Source organism: Catellatospora sp. NPDC049111, from assembly GCF_040648615.1.
GTDB classification, from domain to species: domain Bacteria; phylum Actinomycetota; class Actinomycetes; order Mycobacteriales; family Micromonosporaceae; genus Catellatospora; species Catellatospora aurea.
Genome location: NZ_JBEZEB010000054.1, coordinates 1 through 20699 on the forward strand (window position 1 = coordinate 1; position 20699 = coordinate 20699).

At 72.0% G+C, this 20699-nt stretch carries 21 protein-coding genes; 11 read left to right on the forward strand and 10 right to left on the reverse strand.

Annotation, left to right across the window (positions count from 1 at the left end; all coding sequences use genetic code 11):
- Positions 1-122 (reverse strand): helix-turn-helix domain-containing protein (locus tag AB0B66_RS39265; RefSeq protein ID WP_360540047.1); only part of this gene is annotated, 122 nt, incomplete at its 3' end.
- A gap of 55 nt (positions 123-177) precedes the next feature.
- Entirely contained in the window at positions 178-669 is a 492-nt protein-coding gene (locus AB0B66_RS39270; protein WP_360539936.1) for a hypothetical protein, read from the reverse strand.
- Positions 670-751: 82 nt separating this feature from the next.
- Here AB0B66_RS39270 and AB0B66_RS39275 point away from each other — a divergent pair, with 82 nt between their 5' ends.
- A complete protein-coding gene (locus AB0B66_RS39275; RefSeq protein ID WP_360539938.1) occupies positions 752-1402 on the forward strand; it encodes a TMEM175 family protein in 651 nt (216 codons plus the stop codon).
- Position 1403: 1 nt separating this feature from the next.
- On the opposite strand, the gene AB0B66_RS39280 is transcribed toward AB0B66_RS39275, so the two are convergent.
- Positions 1404-1742, reverse strand: a complete 339-nt coding sequence (locus AB0B66_RS39280; RefSeq protein WP_360539940.1) for a DUF3817 domain-containing protein — start codon at positions 1740-1742, stop codon at positions 1404-1406.
- A 269-nt stretch (positions 1743-2011) separates the two neighbouring features.
- Between AB0B66_RS39280 and AB0B66_RS39285 the strand changes: the two genes are divergently transcribed.
- The 7 genes from AB0B66_RS39285 (at position 2012) to AB0B66_RS39315 (ending at position 8893) form a co-directional block, all read left to right on the forward strand.
- Positions 2012-3598 (forward strand): NAD(P)/FAD-dependent oxidoreductase, encoded by a 1587-nt coding sequence (locus tag AB0B66_RS39285; RefSeq protein ID WP_360539942.1) that lies wholly within the window; start codon positions 2012-2014, stop codon positions 3596-3598.
- On the forward strand, positions 3595-4398 hold the full coding sequence (locus AB0B66_RS39290; RefSeq protein WP_360539944.1) for a fatty acid desaturase: 804 nt from the start codon (positions 3595-3597) through the stop codon (positions 4396-4398). Before AB0B66_RS39285 ends, AB0B66_RS39290 begins: the two co-directional genes overlap by 4 nt.
- Positions 4398-5012, forward strand: a complete 615-nt coding sequence (locus tag AB0B66_RS39295; RefSeq protein WP_360539946.1) for a helix-turn-helix domain-containing protein — start codon at positions 4398-4400, stop codon at positions 5010-5012. The genes AB0B66_RS39290 and AB0B66_RS39295 overlap by 1 nt, the downstream gene beginning before the upstream one ends.
- A gap of 92 nt (positions 5013-5104) precedes the next feature.
- Positions 5105-5677 carry a sigma-70 family RNA polymerase sigma factor gene (locus AB0B66_RS39300; RefSeq protein WP_360539947.1) on the forward strand — a complete coding sequence of 191 codons (573 nt, stop codon included), beginning with the start codon at positions 5105-5107 and terminating at the stop codon, positions 5675-5677.
- Positions 5674-6321 (forward strand): hypothetical protein, encoded by a 648-nt coding sequence (locus tag AB0B66_RS39305; RefSeq protein WP_360539949.1) that lies wholly within the window; start codon positions 5674-5676, stop codon positions 6319-6321. Before AB0B66_RS39300 ends, AB0B66_RS39305 begins: the two co-directional genes overlap by 4 nt.
- 126 nt (positions 6322-6447) lie before the next feature.
- On the forward strand, positions 6448-7641 hold the full coding sequence (locus tag AB0B66_RS39310) for an MFS transporter (RefSeq protein ID WP_360539951.1): 1194 nt from the start codon (positions 6448-6450) through the stop codon (positions 7639-7641).
- A 244-nt stretch (positions 7642-7885) separates the two neighbouring features.
- The gene (locus tag AB0B66_RS39315) at positions 7886-8893 is read left to right on the forward strand and encodes a hypothetical protein (RefSeq protein WP_360539952.1); all 1008 of its coding nucleotides are present in this window, start codon (positions 7886-7888) and stop codon (positions 8891-8893) included.
- Positions 8894-8946: 53 nt separating this feature from the next.
- On the opposite strand, the gene AB0B66_RS39320 is transcribed toward AB0B66_RS39315, so the two are convergent.
- On the reverse strand, positions 8947-9861 hold the full coding sequence (locus AB0B66_RS39320) for a GntR family transcriptional regulator (RefSeq protein ID WP_360539954.1): 915 nt from the start codon (positions 9859-9861) through the stop codon (positions 8947-8949).
- Positions 9862-10030: 169 nt separating this feature from the next.
- On the opposite strand from AB0B66_RS39320, the gene AB0B66_RS39325 reads away from it, so the two are divergent.
- Positions 10031-11221, forward strand: a complete 1191-nt coding sequence (locus AB0B66_RS39325) for an FAD-dependent monooxygenase (protein WP_360539956.1) — start codon at positions 10031-10033, stop codon at positions 11219-11221.
- Positions 11222-11293: 72 nt separating this feature from the next.
- Here AB0B66_RS39325 and AB0B66_RS39330 read toward each other — a convergent pair whose 3' ends face one another.
- The 6 genes from AB0B66_RS39330 to AB0B66_RS39355 form a co-directional block, all read right to left on the reverse strand.
- Positions 11294-11518, reverse strand: coding sequence for a hypothetical protein (locus AB0B66_RS39330; RefSeq protein WP_360539958.1), 225 nt, complete (start codon positions 11516-11518; stop codon positions 11294-11296).
- Between the two features lie 94 nt (positions 11519-11612).
- Positions 11613-12557, reverse strand: coding sequence for a hypothetical protein (locus AB0B66_RS39335; protein WP_360539960.1), 945 nt, complete (start codon positions 12555-12557; stop codon positions 11613-11615).
- Between the two features lie 257 nt (positions 12558-12814).
- Positions 12815-13396, reverse strand: a complete 582-nt coding sequence (locus AB0B66_RS39340) for an antibiotic biosynthesis monooxygenase (protein WP_360539962.1) — start codon at positions 13394-13396, stop codon at positions 12815-12817.
- A gap of 13 nt (positions 13397-13409) precedes the next feature.
- On the reverse strand, positions 13410-15641 hold the full coding sequence (locus tag AB0B66_RS39345; protein WP_360539964.1) for a xanthine dehydrogenase family protein molybdopterin-binding subunit: 2232 nt from the start codon (positions 15639-15641) through the stop codon (positions 13410-13412).
- On the reverse strand, positions 15638-16633 hold the full coding sequence (locus AB0B66_RS39350) for a xanthine dehydrogenase family protein subunit M (RefSeq protein WP_360539966.1): 996 nt from the start codon (positions 16631-16633) through the stop codon (positions 15638-15640). Before AB0B66_RS39350 ends, AB0B66_RS39345 begins: the two co-directional genes overlap by 4 nt.
- Positions 16620-17147 carry a (2Fe-2S)-binding protein gene (locus tag AB0B66_RS39355; protein WP_360539968.1) on the reverse strand — a complete coding sequence of 176 codons (528 nt, stop codon included), beginning with the start codon at positions 17145-17147 and terminating at the stop codon, positions 16620-16622. The genes AB0B66_RS39350 and AB0B66_RS39355 overlap by 14 nt, the downstream gene beginning before the upstream one ends.
- Before the next feature lie 194 nt (positions 17148-17341).
- On the opposite strand from AB0B66_RS39355, the gene AB0B66_RS39360 reads away from it, so the two are divergent.
- Positions 17342-19741, forward strand: coding sequence for a phosphoketolase family protein (locus tag AB0B66_RS39360; protein ID WP_360539969.1), 2400 nt, complete (start codon positions 17342-17344; stop codon positions 19739-19741).
- Positions 19742-19778: 37 nt separating this feature from the next.
- Positions 19779-20669 (forward strand): universal stress protein, encoded by an 891-nt coding sequence (locus AB0B66_RS39365; RefSeq protein WP_360540049.1) that lies wholly within the window; start codon positions 19779-19781, stop codon positions 20667-20669.
- Positions 20670-20699 lie beyond the last annotated feature (30 nt).

Here is a 20699-nt window from a genome sequence, read left to right on the forward strand (position 1 = left end):
AACCGGGCCGCACCCGCATGCCGACGCAGCACCAACTCCTGCTCGACCGTCGGGTCCAGACAGAACCGGAACGTGGTGAAACGGGCCACGGCAGCACCCTGCCACACCCCACCGACAAACACTGATGACCAGGAGCTCAACTGCTTCCCCCGGATGCGTGACGGACGCCCCCGCCGATCACTTTTGAAACACGCCGTAGCCCAAGGGTTCGCCGCCGAAATACCGGTCCCGGTGGTCCTGGCAGAGCTTGCGGACGAGCTGCTCCTGCACGTCGGTGGGGGAGTCGTAGCGGACGTTGAACTGGTATTCGAACTCCGCCAGCTCGTCGAACGGCCAGACGCCGCGCACCTCGTGGGTGAAATTGCGCATGTCGGATACCTTCCAGCAGAGTTCGCCCTCGCTCAGCGTGCCGTCGAGCACGCAGGTGTACAGGTGGTCGAGGTACGCGCGGGCGCCCGACTCCTTGGTCGGCGGTGCCAGACCGGTCTCCGCCAGCGCCGCCGGCAGCAGTTCGGCGGCTTCCCGGTAGTCGTTCGCGCTCAGACCGGCGAGTTCGCGCAGCGCGGGTCCGTCGTGGCCCGCGGCCAGCCAGTCGGCCGCGAGCCACGGCAGTCTCTCGGAGGGCAGCTGCCCGTTGGCGTGGAGCGCGGCGGCGACGAAGGGGGACACGCGCGACAGGCTAGCCCTCGGTGATCGTGGGCGCATGCCGGTTTCGGCCGCTCACGGCCCGTTCGCGACCTAAAGTGATCAGGTGGTACGAGGCTCCGCGCGGGTCTGGGCGCGCGACTCGGTGGAGTTCGGCCGGGTGACCGCGTTCAGCGACGGCCTGTTCGGGATCGCGATGACCCTGCTCATCGTCGAGGTCGGCGTGCCCCGGCTGAGCGACGTCGGCAGCGTTCACGAGCTGCTGGCCAAGCTCGCCGACCTGCTGCCGGAGTTCGCCGGCTTCTTCCTGTCGTTCGCGCTGATCGGCCGGTACTGGCTGGCCCACCACAAGATGTTCAGCGTGATGCGCGGGGTCGACTACGGCCTCATCGCCCGCAACCTGCTCTACCTGGCGTTCATTGCGTTCATGCCGTTCCCGACCGCGCTGCTGGGCGACTACTTCGGCAACCCGCTGGCCGTCAGCGCGTACGCGGTGACCGGTGCGATCGTCAGCGGACTGGAGGTGGTGCTGCTGCGGTACGCCTGGAAGGCCGGCCTGCTGCGGGTGAGGGTGACCCCGGCGATCATGCGCTGGGGTTCGATCATGGCACTGTCGCCGGTCGTGGCGTTCCTGCTGTCGATCCCGGTGGCGTTCTTCGTCGGCACGGCCCTGGCCGCGGCGATGTGGCTGCTGTCGATCCCGTTCGGGATCTTCATGAGCCACCACGCCCCGGCGGGCTCGGACGTGCTGGAGTAGCTCAGCGGACCGGGGTGAGCGCGGACTCGGCCTCCGCGGGTGCGGCGGCGGGCGTGCGCTTGGCGACCCAGCGCTCGAACAGCAGCCCGAGGAACGGCGGGATCGACGCCGCGCCGCCCACGACGAGGCGGGCGAAGCTCCAGCGGTGCACGCGGGCCGTCCACACCAGGGTCACCAGGTAGAAGACGAACATCGCGCCGTGCACCCGGCCGAAGACGAACACACCGATGTCGTTCTTGACCACGATGTACTTGAAGAACATGCCGATGAGCAGGCCGACCCAGGAGAAGGTCTCGGCGATGGCGGCGTAGCGGAACCAGCGGCCTGCGGTGCTCGACATGAAATCTCCAGGAGGTCGGCGGTGACGGAGTCGATCATAGGGCCGCGCCGACACCCGGGTCCGGGCTCGCCACGCTGCTGTGATCGGCGTGACCCTAACGGTCGATCCACGAAGCAACCTGGCAGAGGTGTGAAAACCGGCTGAAGGTCCGTCTCCAGGTGAGGGTCCGCTGGTCGGTGGGGTGTTCGAAACATGGCATTGACTCGATGGCTGGCGAGTTCTAATTTGAACATGTGTTCAGAACAGATGTTCAGAATCATGGTGCGCCCGTGGGCTTCTCCCGGACGCCGCCCCTCGCCCGGTCCCGTGACCTGCCCCGCCGCTGCGACGTCGCGGTGCTCGGCGGCGGACTCGCGGGGCTCGCCACGGCGCTGCGGCTGCAGGCGGCGGGCCTGTCCACGATCGTCTTCGAGGCGCACGGCCACGCCGGCGGCTGCGCGGGCTACTTCCGCCACCGCGGCTTCTCCTTCGACGTGGGCGCGACGACTCTGGTCGACTTCGCGCCCGGTGGTGTCGGCGACGAGCTGCTCACCACGACCGGCGCGCCCGCGCTCGACGCCGAGCGGCTGCCTGGATACGTGGCCTGGCTACCTGACCGGGTCGTCACGCTGCACCGGGAACAGGCCCGCTGGCACGCCGAACGGCTGCGCACCCTAGGCGACACCCGTGCGCACCGGCGCTTCTGGGCCGAGCTGGACCGGCTCGCCGAGGTGTTCTGGGCGGCCAGCCGGTCCGGCATCCGGCTGCCGATCCGCACGCCCGCCGACGCGCTGCACGATCTGCGCGCGGTCGGGCTGCGGCACCTGCTGCTGGTCCGCCACCTCGGCCGGACCATGGGCGGCGCGCTGCGGGCACACGGGCTGCGCGGCCAGGACTCGCTGGTATCGCTGCTCGGCATGCTGGTCGAGGACACCGTGCACAGCACCGTCGACCGCGCCCCGCTGATCAACGCGGCGCTCGGCGTGACCATCCGCGGGGCGGGGCTCACCCGCCACCGCGGCGGCATGCACGGGTTCTGGCGGGTGCTCGTCGGGCACTACCGCGCGCTCGGCGGCGACCTGCGCACCGGTTGCCGCGTTGAGCGCGTGACCCCCCGCGCCGGACAGCAGCAGGGCAGCCTCCTAGGACGGCGTAGAGGTGGTGACGCCGGCGGCTACACGGTGCACACCGCGCGCGGCGACGTCGAGGCCGCCGCCGTGGTGAGCGCCCTGCCCGCACCCGTCACGGCGCAGGTGGCGGCCGGCACGCCGGTCGCGGCGGGGCTGCGGCCGTACCTGGAGCGCGACGAGCCCGACCTGGGCGGGGCGGTGGTGGTGTTCCTGGGCGTGCCCGAACACGAGGTCGCCGAGCAGGAGTTCACCCACCACCAGCTGATGCAGGACTACGCGCGGCCGCTCGGGGAGGGCAACAACATGTTCGTGTCCGTGTCCTCGCCCGGCGACGAGGTCAGCGCGCCGCCCGGCCACCGCGCAGTCATGATCTCCACGCACACCGAGCTGGCCGGGTGGCAGGGGCTGTCCGAACCGGAGTACGCGGCGCGCAAGCAGGAGATCGGGCAGCGCCTGCTCGAACACGCGCGGCGGGTCTACCCGCGGCTGGGGGAGCAGGCCGTGGTCCGGCAGGTCGGCACACCGCGCAGCTACGAACGGTTCACCTGGCGGCCCCGGGGGGCGGTCGGCGGGGTGCGACAGACACTGCGCAACTCCAACCAGTTCGCCGTGCCGCACCGCACCGCGCTGCCCGGGTTCTGGCAGGTCGGCGACACCACGTGGCCGGGGCTGGGCACCGTGGCGTGCGTGCTGGGCAGCCGCCTGGTCGCCGAGGACGTGCTGTGCTCGACCGGGGTGCGGGCATGAGCGCGAAGCTGCCGAGCCTGAGCGAGGTCGGCACGGACCTGCTGGCCGTGTCGCGGTGGCGCACCCGGGTCGCGCTCGTGCGGCCGTACGCGATGATCGGGGTCTTCGCGCTGGTCGCGTGGGCCGGCTGGTGGTGGCTGACGCCGCTGGTGGTGTTCGGGGTGTTCGTGTCGGTGGTGACCGTGACGCACGACGTGGTGCACCGCGCCCTGGGCCTGTCCGCGCGGCAGACCGAGTGGGCGCTGTTCTTCACCGGGCTGGTGCTGCTGGAGAGCGGGCACGCGTACCGGTCCACCCACCTGCAGCACCACCGGCTGTTTCCGAGCGACGAGGACCCCGAGGGCTACCCGGCGAACCTGTCACTGCTCGGGGCCGTCCTGTACGGACCGGTGTTCCTGGCCCGGCTGTGGTGGTGGTCGTGGCGGCGGGCCCGTGGCGACCGGAGGCTGCGGACGTGGCTGCTGGCCGAGGCGGCGATGCCGTTCGCCGCGCTGACCGGGGGAGTGCTGCTGTGGCCGGTGACCCCGGCACTGCTGGTGTACGCAGTGATGGCGATCGCCGGGAGCTGGGTCTACCCGCTGCTCACCGTCTACCTGCCGCACCACGACTACGGCGACGAGCCGCTCACGCAGACGCGTACGCTGCGCGGGAGGGTCATCCCCGCGATCTTCCTCGAGCTGACCTACCACCTGGAGCATCACCTGTACCCGCAGATCCCCAGCCACCGCCTGCCCGAGCTGGCCCGCCGCCTCGACCCGCACCTGTCCGCGGCGGGCGTGCGACCGGTCCGGGTCATCTGATGCCGCCTCGCGCCGACACCCGGACGCGGGTGCTGCACGCGGCCGCCCGCACCCTCGCCGACGAGGGGTACGGCCGCTGCACCGCCCGCGCCGTCGCCAAGACCGGCGGGTTCGCGCCCGGCGTCATCTACTACCACTTCACCGACATGGACGACCTGTTCGTCGCCACGTCGCAGTTCACCAGCGAGGCCCGGCTGGCCCGCTACCGGGCCGAACTCGACGGGGTCACCACGGCCACGGACACCCTGGCCCGGCTGCGCCGCCTGTACGACGAGGACGGCGCGGCGGGGCACATCGCCGCGGTGCAGGAGCTGGTCGCCGCGGCCAACGCCAACGCCCGGCTGGCCGAGCAGGTGAAGGTGCAGACCGCGGTGTGGCAGGACTTCGCGGCCGGGGTCATCGAGCGCCTGCTCGCGGGCACGCCGCTGGCCGAGCTGATCCCGGTGCGCGAGGTCGCCACCGCCGCGGTCGCCCTCTACCTCGGCATGGAGATGCTGTCGCATCTGGACGCCCACCGGCTCGGCCCGGACGCCCTGTTCGACGCGGCGGAACGCTTCGCCCCGCTGGTCGACGCGTGGCGGCTCAGCCTGGCCGAACCGGACGGATCGGCCTGACGGCGGCCGCCCGGGGGAGCACTGCTCGGCGATCTCGCGAGATGATCTGCGCCGACCGGTAACCCGAGCGCGACAGGTGGACATTCCCGGGTATGGAACCAGACAACGCGGCCGCCAGAGAGCGCTTCGAAGAGCTGTTCGACGCCCATTACGCGGAGCTGACGCGTTTCGCCACCCGTCGGGTGGGCCCCGACGCGGCCGGGGACGTCGTCTCCGGCACGTTCCTCGTCGCCTGGCGGCGCTTCGCGCAAGTGCCCGCCGAACACCCCCGGGCCTGGCTGTACGCCACCGCGCGGCACGTGATCGCCAACGAGCTGCGGGCCCGCGCCCGCCGGGAGCGGCTGTCCGCCAAGGCGGCCGTCGACGCGGACGCCACCGTGGCCGACCACGCCGGGCAGGTCGGCGAGCACCTGCGAGTGCGCGCCGTGCTCGCCGGGCTCTCCGAGGCCGATCAGGAGGTCCTGCGCCTGACCGAGTGGGAGGGCCTGGACGTGGCCGAGGTCGCCCTCGTGCTGGGCTGCGGCCGGACCGCGGTGAAGGTGCGCCTGCACCGTGCCCGCAAGCGCTTCGCGGCCCGGCTGCTGGCCACGGAGGAACCCGCCGCCCAGGCGACATCCCGCCCGCCCATGCCGTCGATCGTCGCCGAAGGGAGCACCAGCTCATGAACGACCGCAACAGCACCGCCCTGGCCCGGCTGAGGGCCGCCGACCCGGCCCTGCCCGCACCCGACCCGCACGACCCCTACGCCCGCGCCATGCTCGACCGGGTGCTGGCCACCCAGGACAGCCCGCCCGTCCGGCCGCGCCCGGCCCGCCGCCGCCTCGCGACGGCGCTGGCCGGGACCGTCGTGGTCGCGGCGGCCGGGGTGCTGGCGGTGGCCGAGCCGTGGGCCGCGCCCGCGTACTCGGTCGGGGTGAACGCCGACGGGTCGGTGGTGGTGAGCTTCCGGGCCGACGAGCTGACGGACCCGGCACAGCTGAACGCCGAGCTGGCGCAGGCCGGGGCGCGGACCGTGGTGATGGGGATGCTGCCCGCCGACCAGTGCGCCGAGCAGCCGCCGGTAGATACGACGTACGAGTTTCCGCTGCCGGGGACTCCGGCGCACGCCACGTCCCCGATCGACTACCAGCTGCGCGACGAGGGCGTGTACGTCGTCATCCGTCCGCAGCACATCCCGGCCGCGGACCAGCTGGTCATCGGCTACGCCATCGATGAGCAGGCACACAGCACGATGGTGCGCCCGTGGGTCGTCGTGACGGTGCCGCGGTGCCTGGCCCGTCCGACGCCGCCGGGCGGCACTGCGAACTGACCGTCGCCGGCCGTCGTGATCCCGCGCTCCGGACCGGCCGCGGGGTCACGACGCGAGTCCGCGCGGATTGCGTCCGATCGGGAGTCCCGCCAGGCTTGGGGGCATGGCGATCCACGGGGGACGGCGATGACGCCGCCGGTGCGCAGGCTCGGCCGGATCTACGCGGCGCTGCGCGCCTGTGACGAGGGTGTGCTGTTCTTCCCCGTGTACACGCTGCTGATGGCCGATGCGGGCCTGTCCACCGCGGAGCTGACCTCGCTGCTGGTGATCTGGAGCGCGGTCGCGTTCGCCCTGGAGGTGCCGTCGGGGGCGTGGGCGGACACGTACTCCCGCCGCAGGCTGCTGGCCGTCGGGGCGCTGCTGCGCGGGGCCGGGTTCGCGACCTGGTTCCTGTGGCCGACGTACGCCGGGTTCGCGGCCGGGTTCGTGCTGTGGGGAGTGCGCAGCGCGATCAGCTCCGGGACCAAGGAGGCGCTGCTCTACGACGAGCTGGCGGCCGAGGGCGCGACGGACCGCTACACCGCGCTCGCGGGGCGGGCCGCGACGGTGGCGATGGTGTCGATGCTGGCCGCCAGCGCGCTGGCCGCCCCGGCGTACGCCCTCGGCGGTTTCGGGCTGATCGCAGCGGGCAGCGTGCTGGCCTGCCTGGGCAGTGCGGCGGCCGCCCTTGCCCTGCCCGAGCGGCCCCGGGCCCGCCGCGAGTCGGTCCGCGGGTGGACCTACCTGCGTAATCTCCGGGACGGCCTGGCCGAGGTGCGCACGGACCGGCGGGTATGGCACGCGGTGCTGATCGCCGCTGCCGTGCCGAGCCTGAGCGCGCTCGACGAGTACGGGCCGCTGCTCGTACGTGACCTGGGCGTGGCGACCGCCGGGGTGCCGCTGGTCATCGCGGCGCTGATCGCGGCGATGGCGCTGGGCAGCCTGCTGGCCGAGCGCTGGCGGGCGACGCCGCTCGCGACCGGGCTGACGATCGCGGTCGCCGGTGCGGCGCTGGCGGTCGGGGCACTGGCCGGGGGAGTGGCGGGGCTGGTGCCGATCGCGGTCTGCTTCGGACTGCTGCAGCTGACCCGGGTGCTGACCGAGGCGCGGCTGCAGCACACGATGAGCGGGCACACCCGGGCCACCGTGCTGTCGGTGTCGGGGTTCGGCGCGGAACTGGGCGCGCTGGCCGTGTACGGGGCGTTCGGGTTCGGCTCGCTGTGGCTGGGCATCGCGCCGCTGGCGGCGCTGTTCGCCGTGCCGATCGTGCTGGTCGGGCTGGCCGCGGTGCGCTGGCTGCCCGGCGACCCCGCGCCGGAGGTCGCCGCCGAACCCGCCTGAACGGCAGCCCTTGGCGTCGGGCCGATTCCGGCACCGCCGGGAGTGGTGTCTCGGCGTGCGTTCACATCTATTTTGATGTGCCCACATCAAAATAGATGTGAACTCCGACGCCGGGACCTGTCCGCGCACGGGTGGGATCTTCGATCACCGTCCACCGGCGATTCGCCGCGCGGCCATATGCGACGGCCCTCGGGGCGCATAGCATCTGCATCCATCTATCGATACGGATGCAGGGAGAGCACTCATGCTCGACAGGTTCAGGACCACCGGGCGATCCCTCGTGGTGGCTGTGCTGACGGCCGCGCTAACGACCGCGGGGCTGGCCGTTCCGGCGCCCGCCGCCGCGGCGGTGACCCGGGCGCAACTGGCGTTACGCTGGGCGCCGATCCACTACCAGGACGTCGACGCCACCGGCAGCCACGCGCTGAGCGGCAGGTCGGACTACATCACGAAGGTCGACTTCGACGGCGACCTCAACGGCCGCAACAACTGGGACCGCACCGGCCAGGCCGGGGTGTCTCTGGCCGCGCACGCCTACTACTCGGTCGTGGAGACCAGCACCCACTGGTACCTGACCTACCTGTTCTTCCACCCGCGTGACTGGACCGACCACCCGTTCTTCGAGACCGAGCACGAGAACGACGGTGAGGGCGTGCTGCTGGTCGTCGAGCGCGACGGCTCCGACTACGGGGTGCTGCGCGCGGCGGTCACGGTCGCGCACACCGACTTCTTCTCGTACACCCCGTCCGGCAGCACCTGGTCAAGCGGCCGGGAGAGCGTCGACGGCACCCTGCAGCTGCAGTCCTCGCCGCACGACGGCTTCGCGCACCCGGTCACCGCGCAGGAGGCCAAGGGCCACGGCCTGAAGGCGTACCCGCAGTACAACATCAACGGCGACGGCATCGTGTACTACCCGTCCACCGTCGCCGAGACGCCGAGCAGCGGCGACGACCGCGACGTGCGATACCAGCTGATCGACATCTTCGCCGCGGGCGGGCTGTGGGCGCAGCGCGCCAACGCCGGCCTGTTCGCGAGCGCGGGGACGTTCGCCGGGGACGACTCCGGCGACTGCGGCGCGGGCACCTACGACTGCACCACCAACTCGGCCAACGCGCCGTGGGGCTGGGACGACGGCAACGACCTGCCGGGCCGCGGCCAGCTCGCGACCGACCCGGCCAAGCTCGCCGTGGAGTACTTCACCATCCCCGGCGCCCTCTCCCGCACCTACACGTCCAACCCCTACCAGTCCTGATGCAAGGAAGGGCACCTTCACATCGCCATGCGTTGTGCAAGGTGCCCTTCCCATCACTTCGGCAGGATGCCCTGCAGGAAGCGGGGCAGGCCGTAGTCGAAGACGGCGTCGAGGGCGAGTTCGAAGTCGGGGATCTCGGCGACGCGGCCCACCATCGGGAAGCGGCCGGAGCCGACCAGGTCGTCGAAGGCCTGGCCCTGGCGGTCCATCCACTCGTCACTGGTCATGCCGGTGTGCTGGGCGGCCTGCGCCTCGGTGGCGAAGCCCATGGCCAGGCCGCGGACGAACGCGAACACGGCCAGATGGATGTGCATCATCTCGGTGACCGAAAGGCCGAGCGGGGCGAGCGCGGCGAGCGCGAACTCGGTGTACTTGATGCCGTGCGGCGCCAGCTCCGGCCTGGTGATCGACATCGCCGGGGCGAGCCAGTGGTGCCGGCGGAAGATGCCCCACAGCCGGCGGTTGACCAGGGTGAGCTGCGCGTGCACACCCTTGGGGGGTACGGCTGGCAGCGGCGCTTCGGCGAACGCGGCGTCGATCATCAACCGGACGAGGTCGTCCTTGCCGCGCACGAAGCGGTAGAGGCTCATCGTGGCCAGCCCGAACTCGGTCGCCAGCCGGCGCATGGACACCGCCTCCAGGCCTTCGGCGTCGGCCAGCGCCATCGCGTGGCGCACCACCTGTTCGCGGGTCGGTTCGGCGGCGGCCGGGCGCGGGCGGCGGTCGCGCCGGGCGGGTTCGGCGGGCTCGTCGCGGTCGGCGACCACGGTGCCGACCCCGCGCACCGCTTCGACCAGCCCTTCGGCGCGCAGCGTGGCCAGCACCTTGGTCGCGGTGGCGATCGCCACGCCCCACTCGGCGGTGATCTGGCGGGCCGAGGGGATCCGGTCGCCGGGGCGCAGCTGCCCCCCGTCGATCTGGGCCCGGATCTGCCCGACGATCTGCCGGAACGGCGCTTCGGTGCTCACGCGTACTAGTACACCAGGTCCGTCTTCGCGGGCGCTCACCGCGCCCACCTCGCCCGGTGTACTAGGTCGTGTACTAGTACACTGATAGCCTTGTTGCAGCTCAAGGGCCCGCCTCTCTACGGTGTTTTCGACGGCGCGTACAGCGTACACAGAGACTGGGGAGAGACCGATGAGGAAGAACACCGTACTGATCTCGGGTGCGAGCATCGCCGGACCGGCGCTGGCGTACTGGCTGCACCGGCACGGCTTCGCGGTGACCGTGGTGGAACGCGCGCCCGGCATCCGGCCCGGCGGGCACGCGGTCGACATCCGCGGCGTCGCCAAGGACGTCTGCGCGCGGATGGGCGTCATGCCCGCGATCACCCGCGCCCGGGTGCACGAGGAGGGCTTCGCCTGGGTCGACGCGAACGGCCGCCGGACCTCCGAGATGCCCGCGACGCTGGCGGGCGGCGAAGGCATCGTCGCCGAGTACGAGATCCTGCGCGGCGACCTGGCCGACATCCTCCACGACCTGACCAAGAGCGACGTCGAGTACCGCTTCGGCGACCGGATCACCGCGCTGGCCGACGGCGCGGACGGCGTCAAGGTCGAGTTCCGCAGCGGCCGCGCCGAGGTCTACGACCTGGTCGTCGGGGCCGACGGGGTGCACTCCGGGGTCCGCGGGCTGGCCTTCGGGCCGGAGCAGCGGTTCATCAAGCAGCTCGGCGCCTACACCGCGTACTTCACCATGCCCGCGCAGCCCGACCTCGACCCGCACTGGTTCCTCATGCACGGCATCCCGGGCGGGCGCTGCGCGGGCATCCGGCCGGAGAACGAGCACACCGCCAAGGCGATGCTGACCTTCCGCTCGGCCGGGCACGTCGTCGACCCGCGCGACGTGCAGGCGCAGAAGCGACTGCTGGCCCAGGTGTACGCGGGCGACGGCTGGCGCGTGCCGGTCATGCTTGACGCGATGTGGGACGCCCCGGACTTCTACTTCGACGTCGTCGGCCAGGTCCACCTGCCGCACTGGACCTCCGGCCGGGTCGCGCTGCTGGGCGACGCGGGCTACTGTGCCTCACCGATCAGCGGCCTGGGCACCAGTCTGTCCCTGGTCGGCGCGTACGTGCTCGCCGGCGAGCTGGCCGCGGCGGGCGGCGAGCACGTGCCCGCGTTCGCCGCGTACGAGGAGCAGATGCGCGGTTATGTCGAGCAGTGCCAGAAGCTGCCGCCCGGCGGGGTCAGCGGCATGCTGCCGATGTCGGCGGCCGCGATCCGGCTGCGCGACGTCAGCACCCGGGTGATGACCCGCCGGCCGTTCTCCCGGCTGCTGCAGATCCAGGCCGGCAAGGCCGACGCGATCACGCTGAAGGCCTACTGACACCGGTCGTCCCGGGAGCCCGCGCGGCTCCCGGGACGACGGCGTTCGGTGAGGACACGGCCCAGGTTCAGGTCAGCGCGGCTCTCCGCCGGAGACGCTGCTGCCCCGCGATCCGCCGGCCGCCCCGTGGCGGGACCTGATCGCCTTCTGCAGGTCCGCCAGCTGCCGGGACAGCCGGACGAGCTCCGCGATGAGGTGTCTGCCCCGCTGACGCAGGACGGCGATGTCGCCGTCGAAGTCGGCCGTGCCGGCCCGCCGCGACGTGTCGTTCCAGTTCGGCTTGTCGGCCCAGCTCATCTCGTGCTCCTCTCCATCGGGTCGCACCTACCCCGTCGCGGACGTCCGAAACAGCCTGTTTCCGTGCGATCGGGGAAACCCTCGGTGACGCCGGTCAGGAGGCGGGCGGTCCGAGCACGAGCGGGGCGCTCAGCGGGGCGGCGAGGCTCGCGTCGGCGACGACGGTCCCGTCGGGGCGCAGCGTCAGCACGCCGTCGTCGAACTTGGCCAGCAGCGTGTCGGCCGTGGCCCAGACCGCCGGGTAAGGGAACGGCCTGGCCTCGCCGGTGGTCGTGTCGACCAGCACCTGGTCGCCTTCCTTGAGGATGTCGGGGTTGGCGACGATCTGCCGCCCGTCCGGTGACCAGGCGAACGGACTCTGCGGCATCGCCTTGACCGGCAGCGACCGGGTCGGCTCGCCGGTCCCGGCGTCGAACAGCTGCACGCTGCGTACCAGCTCGGCGGCCTCGCCCTGCGAGCGGTCCGGGATCGCCATGGCGACCTCCTTGCCGTCGCGGGTGAAGACGAAGGCGCAGTTGCTGCAGTCGTACTTGGTGCGGTCGAGCCAGTGTTCGGTGAACTTCCCGGTGGCCGCGTCGATCACGGCGAAGCCCACCGCGTACGGGTCCTTGCGGTTGATCGTGGCGACGAGTCTGGCCCCGTCGGCCGACCAGGGATCGACGGGTGAGCCCAGCCGCACCACCCGGTCGACCTTGGTCGTCTTGCCTCCCGCGACCTCGACGATGCTCAGCTGCCCGCTGTCGGTGGCATACCGGCTGCCGGTCGGGTCGATTACGCCACCGCGCGGCATGGTCAGTGCGACGTAGGCGTTGCGGGTGCGGTCGAGCACCCGGTCACCCGCGGCGACGACCTGCCAGCCACCCGCGAGCTGCTGCGGCGTCTCGCCCAGGGTGGACAGCGACGGGGTCGGCCCGGCCGGTGCGGGCGTCGCGCCCGGGGGCGGCGCGCCGCAGCCGGACAGTGCTGTCGCGGCGGCGGCCGCCGACAGCAGTGCGCCGATGATCGTCTTGCGCCCGGTGTGCCGTGGTCGGCTGGTCATGCGACTTCCTTCGTGGTCGGGACGGCTCGCGCCCACTGCTCCGATGGGGACGGTGCAGACCGCCTGCGCAGTCCGACCCCGTGTCGTGGGCCAGGATAGGGCGACCTCGATCACGCCGCAGCCCGTCGACGCCTGCGCTGCGCCTCCGGGTTGGCGCCACACGATCGACGTTGGCCTATCTCATCGACTAATTCGCGATCAAAGTCGATGTGATAGGCCAACGTCGATCAAAAGCGGGTGGTCGCGAGCGCGCAGGGTCAGCGGCGGTCGTAGAGGAAGCCGCGCAGGATCTGGCTCAGCCAGGGCATGACCAGATACGTCAGGATCGGCGCCAGCAGCATCGGCAGGATCGCGGCACGCACCACCATCGGCAACGGCAGCTCGCTCAGATGCTCCGCGCCGAGCAGCTGGAAGACCAGCACGCACGGGTACACCCCGAGGAACGACACGATCGCCATCTTCCACCGCGGCGGGGGCAGCACCGGCCGGCCCGGCAGACTGAACCAGGTCTCCATGCCCGTGGTGGTCTCCCGGGGCTCGGCCTCCTCGGCGATGCCGGCCAGATGGCGCACGACCACCTCCCGCTCCGGCGAGGTCAGCCACCGACTCAAGTCCCGGCCGTTGCGAAAGCGCAGCACGCAGTGGTAGATCGGCTTGTCGCCGGGCCGGGTCTCCCGCGGGCGCAGCCAGGTCACGCCCTGGTGCCCGGGGAAACGCGAGGACGCCGCGTTGACCTCCTCCAGCCAGCGTTCGAAGTCCGGCTCCCGGCCGGGCACCACAGCCCAGGTGAACAGCACCGAGACGGGTTCGTCGTCGGGTACGGGAGCGGGCTCGGTCACCGGCGGCCCTCGGCTACAGCAGGTCTTCGACGGTGATGGGCAGCCGGTGGTGCCGGCGGCCGGTGGCGTGCCAGATCGCGTTGGCGATCGCGGCGGCGGTGCCGACCATGCCGACCTCGCCGACGCCCTTGACACCCAGCGGGTTCACCACTGTGTCCGTGGTCTCGATCGTCTCGATGCGCACGTCGGGGGCGTCGGCGTTGACCGGGACCAGGTACTCGCCGAGGCTGGCGTTGGCCCAGCGGCCGTCCGGGCCCATGATCGTGCCCTCCAGCAGGGCGTGGCTCATGCCCCACAGCATGCCGCCCATCAGCTGGCTGTGCGCGGTCTTGCGGTTGAGCACGCGACCAGGGTCGAACACCCCGATCAGCTGCCGCACCCGGCACAGGCCGAGCTCGGGGTCGACCGCCACCTGCGCGAACTGCGCGCCGAAGGTCATCGTGCCGTACGGGGTGTCCATGCCGGGCGGGTTCCACGTGCCCAGCGCCTCCGCGTCGGCCATGAACGAGCGCTGCAGCAGCTCGGCGTAGGTCTCGCCGATGCCGGGCCGGTCCCGCAGCGCCATCCGGCCGTCGCCGACCACGACCTGCCTCGGGTCGGCGCCGTGCAGCGGCGAGCGCTCGTCGGCGACGGCCTGGGCGATGAGCTGGTCGCGTAGCGCGGTCGCGGCGATGTGCACGGCGGCGCTGACCATGCCGGCCCCCGCCGAGCCGACGGCGGCGGCGGTGTTGGGCAGGTCGCTGTCGCCGTACTGGACCCGTACCCGCTCCAGCGGCAGGCCCAGGCCGTCGGCGGCGACCTGGGTCATCGCGGTCGCCGAGCCGGTGCCGAAGTCGGCGAAGCTGGACTGCACCACGGCGCTGCCGTCGGCGAAGATGCGGGCACGGGCGCGCTGCGGGCCGCCGGGCGGCGTCACCGGGTACGCGGAGCTGGCCATGCCCCAGCCGAGCAGCCAGTTCCCGTCGCGTGTCGTGCCCGGCCGCGGGTCGCGTTCGGACCAGCGGGCCAGCTCCGCGCCGCGCCGGTAGCAGTCGCGCAGGCCCTTGCTCGACCACGGGTGCCCGGTCATCGGCTCGGCCTCGGCGTAATTGCGCAGCCGCACTTCGAGGGGGTCGAGGTCGAGCTTTTCGGCCAGCTCGTCCATCGCGGTCTCCATGACGAACATGCCCGTCGCCTCACCGGGGCAGCGGGTGAACGTCGGCGTCATGGTGTTCGCTTTGATCAGGCTGTAGACGCCCTCGTAGTTCGGGCAGGCGTACATCTGCGACGCCACGCTCAGCGACGGCTCGGCCCAGTCGTCGAAGTGCGAGGTGGGGGACAGCTTGTGGTGGCGGATCGCGGTCAGCCGCCCGTCGCGGTCGGCGCCCAGCGTCAGCCGCTGCTCCTGCTCCTCGCGGTGCCCGACGGAGCTGAACATCTGCTCGCGAGACAGGGCCAGCCGCACCGGCCGGTGCACGGCCCGCGCGGCGAGCGCGGCCAGCGCCGGATGGTCCCAGATCATCGCCTTGCAGCCGAAGCTGCCGCCGACGTAGTCGGTGACCACCCGGATGTGCGACGGCATCACGTTGAGCAGCTCGGCGACGGTGTGCAGGGTCGCGTTGGGGCCCTGGGTTCCGTCGTACAGGGTGAGCCGGTCGCCCTCCCACACCGCCGTGGTCGCCGAGCACTCGATCGGGTTGTGGTGGTTGGCCGCGCAGTGGTACGTGTTCTCCACGGTCACCTGCGCACGGTCGAGGGCCGCCGCCACGTCCCCGCGGGTCGTCCGGCCGGGCATGAAGCCGGCGAAGATCCTTTCCGGCTCGTACGCCTGGTTGCGTCCCTGCTCGACGGTGGTGATCGACGCCGTCTCCTGGTAGGTCACCCGCACCAGCCGGGCCGCGTGCTCGGCCTGGTCGAGGGTCTCGGCGACGACCACGGCCAGGTGCTGCCCGGCGTAGTGGATGACCTCGTCCTGCATCGGGAAGAACGTCTGCCCGGACGCGGCTGCCCCGAACAGCGACGGCAGCAGCGGCGGCACCGAGCCGCCCTTGGGCAGGTTCAGGTGGTTCAGCACGGCGAGCACGCCCTCGGCCCGCTCCGCGTCGTACGTGTCGAGCAGCTCCACCCGGCCGCTGGGCACCCGGGAGGTGACCAGCACGGCGTGCGCCAGGCCGGGCAGCGCGACCTCCGCCGAGTAGCGGCCCGCGCCGGTGACCTTCGCGTGCCCGTCGACCCGGTCCAGCGGACGCCCGATCGCGGTGCTCATGCGGCTCCTCCTCGCGCGGTGAGGGTTTCCAGCGCCCGGACCATCGTGCGCTTGGCCAGCTCGATCTTGAAGGCGTTCATGGCCTGTGGCACCGCGTCGGCCAGCTCCGCCTCCGCGGCGCGGGTGAACGTCTCCCGGGTCGCGGGCGCGCCGCGCAGCACATGCTCGGCCCTGCGCGCCCGCCACGGCTTGGTGGCCACCCCGCCCAGCGCCAGCCGCACCTCGGCGACCGTGCCGTCGGCGACCGTGAGCGCGCAGGCCGCCGAGGCGAGCGCGAACTCGTACGACTCCCGGTCGCGCACCTTCAGGTAGAGCGAGTTGCGGGCGGCGGGCAGCGCCGGGACCTCGATCGCGGTGATCAGGTCGCCGTGGTTGAGCGGGTGCTCGCGTTCGGGGGTGTCGCCGGGCAGTAGGAAGAAGTCGTCGATCGCGACGGCGTGGTGGCCGGCGGAGTTCTGAAAGTGGATCATCGCGTCGAGTGCGACCAGCGCTACCGCCGCGTCCGACGGGTGGGTGGCGATGCAGTGCGGGCTGGTGCCCAGCACGGCGTGCCCGCGGTTGACCCCGGCGATCGCGCTGCACCCGGTGCCCGGCGCGCGCTTGTTGCAGCCGGCCTCGGCGTCGCGGAAGTACGAGCAGCGCACCCGCTGCAGCATGTTGCCGCCCATCGAGGCCATGTTGCGCAGCTGCGCCGACGCGCCCAGCAGCAGCGCCTCGGACAGCATGGGGAAGCGGTCCACCACGACCGGGGACAGCGCGACGTCGTTCATCCGGGCCAGGCCGCCCAGGCGCACCGCGCCGTCGGGCTGCACCTCGATGTGGTCGATGGGCAGGTCGTTGATGTCGACCAGGCGCTGCGACGGCTCGGCGTAGATGCGCAGCATGTCGATCTTCGTGGTGCCGCCGGCCAGGTACGCGCTGGTCGGGTCGGCGGCGACGGTGGCGATGGCGGTGGCCACGTCCGCCACCCGCGAATAGCTAACCGGTCGCATGGCCCACACCTCCCACACCGTCGCGCACATCGCGGATCGCCGTGCGGATGTTCGGGTATGCCGCGCAGCGGCAGATGTTGCCGCTCATCCACTCGCTGATTTCCGCGTCGGAGCCGGCGTGCCCCTCGGCCAGCAGCGCCACCGCCGACATGATCTGCCCGGGGGTGCAGTAGCCGCACTGGAGGGCGTCCTCGGACAGGAACGCCTTCTGCATCGGATGCAGGCTGCCGTTCTCGGCCATGCCCTCGATGGTCGTGACCTCCCGGCCCTCGCACGCGATGGCCAGGGTCAGACAGGCCACCACGCGCCGCTTGTCGACCCACACCGTGCACGCGCCGCACGCGCCCTGATTGCAGCCCTTCTTGGCGCCGGTCAGGTTCATGTGGTCGCGCAGGCAGTCCAGCAGGCTGACCCGCGGCTCGATGCGCACCACGTGCGTGGCGCCGTTGACGTTGAGCACCACGTCGACCCGGCCCGGTCCCTGCACGGCGTCCGGCAGATGGGAAGCCACCATCGCTCCTCCTCTTCCCACACTTCAGGCCACGCTATAGCAGCCAGATGGTCATACCAGGGCGAATGCGGATAGTTCGGCCACCCGGCGGCGGGTCCCGGTCACTCGCCCCGAGGCCGGTTGCTGAGCTGCGAAGACGCGCCGGGAAAGCGGACAATATGCCTGCGCGGCGGCTTCCGGCGCGCGAGGATCGGCACATGACGGTGACAGAGCGACCGGGCGCCGGACACACCGCCGGTGTGACGCATCTGCGCGACGATGATCTGAGCAGGCTCGACGCCTGGTGGCGGGCGGCCAACTACCTGACCGTGGGCCAGATCTACCTGATGGCCAACCCGCTGCTGCGCGAGCCGCTGCGGCCCGAGCACATCAAGCCCCGGCTGCTGGGCCACTGGGGGACCAGCCCGGGTCTGAACATGCTGTGGGCGCACCTCAACCGGACCATCACCAACCGGGACCTCAACGCGATCTTCATCTGCGGTCCGGGCCACGGCGGTCCGGCGATCGTGGCGAACACCTGGCTCGAGGGCACCTACAGCGAGCTGTACCCGAGCGTGGACCGCAGCGAGTTCGGCATGGGCCGGCTGTTCCGCCAGTTCTCGTTTCCGGGCGGCATCCCGAGCCACGTCGCGGCCGAGGTCCCCGGGTCGATCCACGAGGGCGGGGAGCTGGGCTACTCGCTGATGCACGCGTACGGCGCGGCGCTGGACAACCCCGGGCTGCTGGTCGCCTGCGTGATCGGCGACGGGGAGGCCGAGACCGGGCCGCTGGCGTGCAGCTGGCTGGCCAACACGTTCCTCAACCCGGTCAGCGACGGCGCGGTGCTGCCAATCCTGCACCTCAACGGTTACAAGATCGCCAACCCGACGGTGCTGGCCCGCATCCCCGAGGCCGACCTGATGTCGATGCTGCAGGGATTCGGCTACCACCCGATCCTGGTGTCCGGCAGCGACCCGGTCCGTGTGCACCACGAGCTGGCGTACGCCCTTGACCTGGCCCTTGACGAGATCGCCGCTATCCAGTCGCACGCCCGCCAGGGTGCCGACGGCGAGCGCCCGCGCTGGCCGATGATCGTGCTGCGCACCCCGAAGGGCTGGACCGGTCCGAAGGTCGTCGACGGCGTGCCCGTCGAGGGCACCTTCCGGGCGCACCAGGTGCCGCTGGCCGGCGTGCGCGACAACCCCGCGCACCTGGCCGAGTTGGAGCAGTGGATGCGCTCGTACCGGCCGGAGGAGCTGTTCGACGCCACCGGCGCGCCGATGGGCTTCCTCGCGCCGCTGGCCCCGCGCGGCTCGCGGCGGATGAGCGCCAACCCGCACACCAACGGCGGCCTGCTGCTGCGCGACCTGGTCCTGCCCGACATCCGCGGGTACGCCGTCGACGTGCCCCAGCCCGGCGTCCCGCAGGCCGAGGCGACCCGGGTGCTGGGCGTCTGGCTGCGCGACGTGATCCGGTCCAACCCCGACCGGTTCCGGCTGTTCGGCCCCGACGAGGTCAACTCCAACCGGCTCGGCGCGGTGTTCGAGGTGACCGACCGCGAGTTCGACGCGCGCATCTTCGACGGCGACGACCACCTCGCCCCGACCGGCCGGGTCATCGAGGTGCTGTCGGAACACCTGTGCCAGGGCCTGCTGGAGGGCTACCTGCTCACCGGCCGGCACGGCCTGCTGACCAGCTACGAGGCGTTCATCCACGTCGTCGACTCGATGGTCAACCAGCACGCCAAGTGGCTGAAGGTGACCCGCGGGATCGAGTGGCGACGGCCCGTCGCGTCGCTGACCTACCTGCTGTCCAGCCACGTCTGGCGGCAGGACCACAACGGCTTCTCGCACCAGGACCCGGGCTTCATCGACCACATGGTCAACAAGAAGGCCGAGATCACCCGGATCTACCTGCCGCCGGACGCGAACACCCTGCTGTCCACGATGGACCACTGCCTGCGCAGCCGGAACTACGTCAACGTGGTGGTGGCCGGCAAGCAGCCGCAGCCGTCCTGGCTGAACATGACCGACGCTGCCCTGCACTGCCGACGCGGCCTGGGCATCTGGGCCTGGGCGGGCAACGACGCCGGGGGCGTGCCGGACGTGGTGATGGCCTGCGCGGGCGACGTGCCGACGCTGGAGACCATGGCCGCGGTCGACCTGCTCCAGCGCTACCTGCCGACGCTGCGGGTGCGCGTGGTCAACGTGGTCGACCTGATGCGGCTGCAGCCCGAGACCGAACACCCGCACGGCCTGCCCGACCCGCAGTTCGACGCCATCTTCACCACCGACCGGCCGGTCGTGTTCGCGTACCACGGCTACCCGAGCCTGATCCACCGGCTCACCTACAAACGCACCAACCACCGCAACATGCACGTGCGCGGGTACAAGGAGGAGGGCACCACCACCACGCCGTTCGACATGGTGATGCTCAACGACCTGGACCGGTTCCGGCTCGTCATCGACGTCATCGACCGGGTGCCGGGGCTGGGCGTGACCGCGGCCGGGCTGCGCCAGTACATGACCGACGCGCGCCAGCGGGCCCGCGACCATACCCGCGCCTACGGCCAGGACGCCCCCGACATCACCGACTGGACCTGGCCGGGGCGGGCCTGAGCCGATGAACAGCCTCGACGCAGGTGCCGGTCCGGCGATGAACACCGAGGACGGCGGCGCCCGCCCCGTCGTGGTCGGCGTCGACGGCTCGGCGTCGTCGCTGACCGCGGTGCGCCTCGCCACCCGCGAAGCCGCCTGGCGCCACCTGCCGCTGCGTATCGTGCACGCGTTCATCTGGCCGCTCATGCACGTCAAGATGGGCCCGTCGGAGGCCGGGCCGCACGAGGGCGGGCTGCGCCACGACGCCGAACGCCTGCTCGCCGATGCCGCCGCCCTGGCGGCCCAGACCGACCCGTCCGTGTCCGTGCTCACCGACCTGGTCACCGGCGCGCCGTCGCCGGTGCTGCTGCGCGCCGCCCACGACGCCGAACTGCTCGTCATCGGCGACCGCGGCCTCGGCGGCTTCACCGGGCTGCTGGTCGGCTCGGTGGCGGTGCAGTGCACCGCGCACGGCCGCACCCCGGTCCTCGTCGTACGCGGCGAGGAACGCGACAGCGGCCCCGTCGTCGTCGGCGCGGACGGCTCACCCGACTCGGCCCCGACCGTCGAGGCCGCGTTCGCCCAGGCCGAGATGCGCAAGGCCGAGCTGACCGCGGTGCACACCTGGACCCGCGCCGGCGGGCACGCGCACGGCGAGCACCACGACCACAGGCACGACAGCGCGACCGTCGCCGAGGAGGAGGGCCACCAGCTGGAGGAGGCCCTGGCCGAGCAGCGCAAGAACCACCCCGACGTGACGGTGCGCGAGCACCTGCTGCGCGGCAAGCCGGCCAAGGTGCTGGTGGATCTCAGCAAGCAGGCCCAGCTCGTGGTCGTCGGCGCGCACGGCCGCGGCGGCTTCACCGGCCTGCTCCTCGGCTCGGTCAGCCACCAGGTCCTGCACCACTCCCACTGCCCGGTCCTGGTCGTGCCCCGCGCGCCCGGCTGACCCGGCGACGGGCCGTCCTCGATCATCCGA

Excerpts from the sequence above, each read along its gene's own strand:
- AB0B66_RS39280 (WP_360539940.1), bottom strand. The coding sequence starts at position 1,742 with ATGTCGAGCACCGCAGGCCGCTGGTTCCGCTACGCCGCCATCGCCGAG.
- AB0B66_RS39290 (WP_360539944.1), top strand. The coding sequence starts at position 3,595 with ATGAGCGCGAAGCTGCCGAGCCTGAGCGAGGTCGGCACGGACCTGCTG.
- AB0B66_RS39295 (WP_360539946.1), top strand. The coding sequence starts at position 4,398 with ATGCCGCCTCGCGCCGACACCCGGACGCGGGTGCTGCACGCGGCCGCC.
- AB0B66_RS39300 (WP_360539947.1), top strand. The coding sequence starts at position 5,105 with ATGGAACCAGACAACGCGGCCGCCAGAGAGCGCTTCGAAGAGCTGTTC.
- AB0B66_RS39305 (WP_360539949.1), top strand. The coding sequence starts at position 5,674 with ATGAACGACCGCAACAGCACCGCCCTGGCCCGGCTGAGGGCCGCCGAC.
- AB0B66_RS39310 (WP_360539951.1), top strand. The coding sequence starts at position 6,448 with ATGACGCCGCCGGTGCGCAGGCTCGGCCGGATCTACGCGGCGCTGCGC.
- AB0B66_RS39315 (WP_360539952.1), top strand. The coding sequence starts at position 7,886 with ATGCTCGACAGGTTCAGGACCACCGGGCGATCCCTCGTGGTGGCTGTG.
- AB0B66_RS39325 (WP_360539956.1), top strand. The coding sequence starts at position 10,031 with ATGAGGAAGAACACCGTACTGATCTCGGGTGCGAGCATCGCCGGACCG.
- AB0B66_RS39330 (WP_360539958.1), bottom strand. The coding sequence starts at position 11,518 with ATGAGCTGGGCCGACAAGCCGAACTGGAACGACACGTCGCGGCGGGCC.
- AB0B66_RS39335 (WP_360539960.1), bottom strand. The coding sequence starts at position 12,557 with ATGACCAGCCGACCACGGCACACCGGGCGCAAGACGATCATCGGCGCA.
- AB0B66_RS39345 (WP_360539964.1), bottom strand. The coding sequence starts at position 15,641 with ATGAGCACCGCGATCGGGCGTCCGCTGGACCGGGTCGACGGGCACGCG.
- AB0B66_RS39350 (WP_360539966.1), bottom strand. The coding sequence starts at position 16,633 with ATGCGACCGGTTAGCTATTCGCGGGTGGCGGACGTGGCCACCGCCATC.
- AB0B66_RS39355 (WP_360539968.1), bottom strand. The coding sequence starts at position 17,147 with ATGGTGGCTTCCCATCTGCCGGACGCCGTGCAGGGACCGGGCCGGGTC.
- AB0B66_RS39360 (WP_360539969.1), top strand. The coding sequence starts at position 17,342 with ATGACGGTGACAGAGCGACCGGGCGCCGGACACACCGCCGGTGTGACG.
- AB0B66_RS39365 (WP_360540049.1), top strand. The coding sequence starts at position 19,779 with ATGAACACCGAGGACGGCGGCGCCCGCCCCGTCGTGGTCGGCGTCGAC.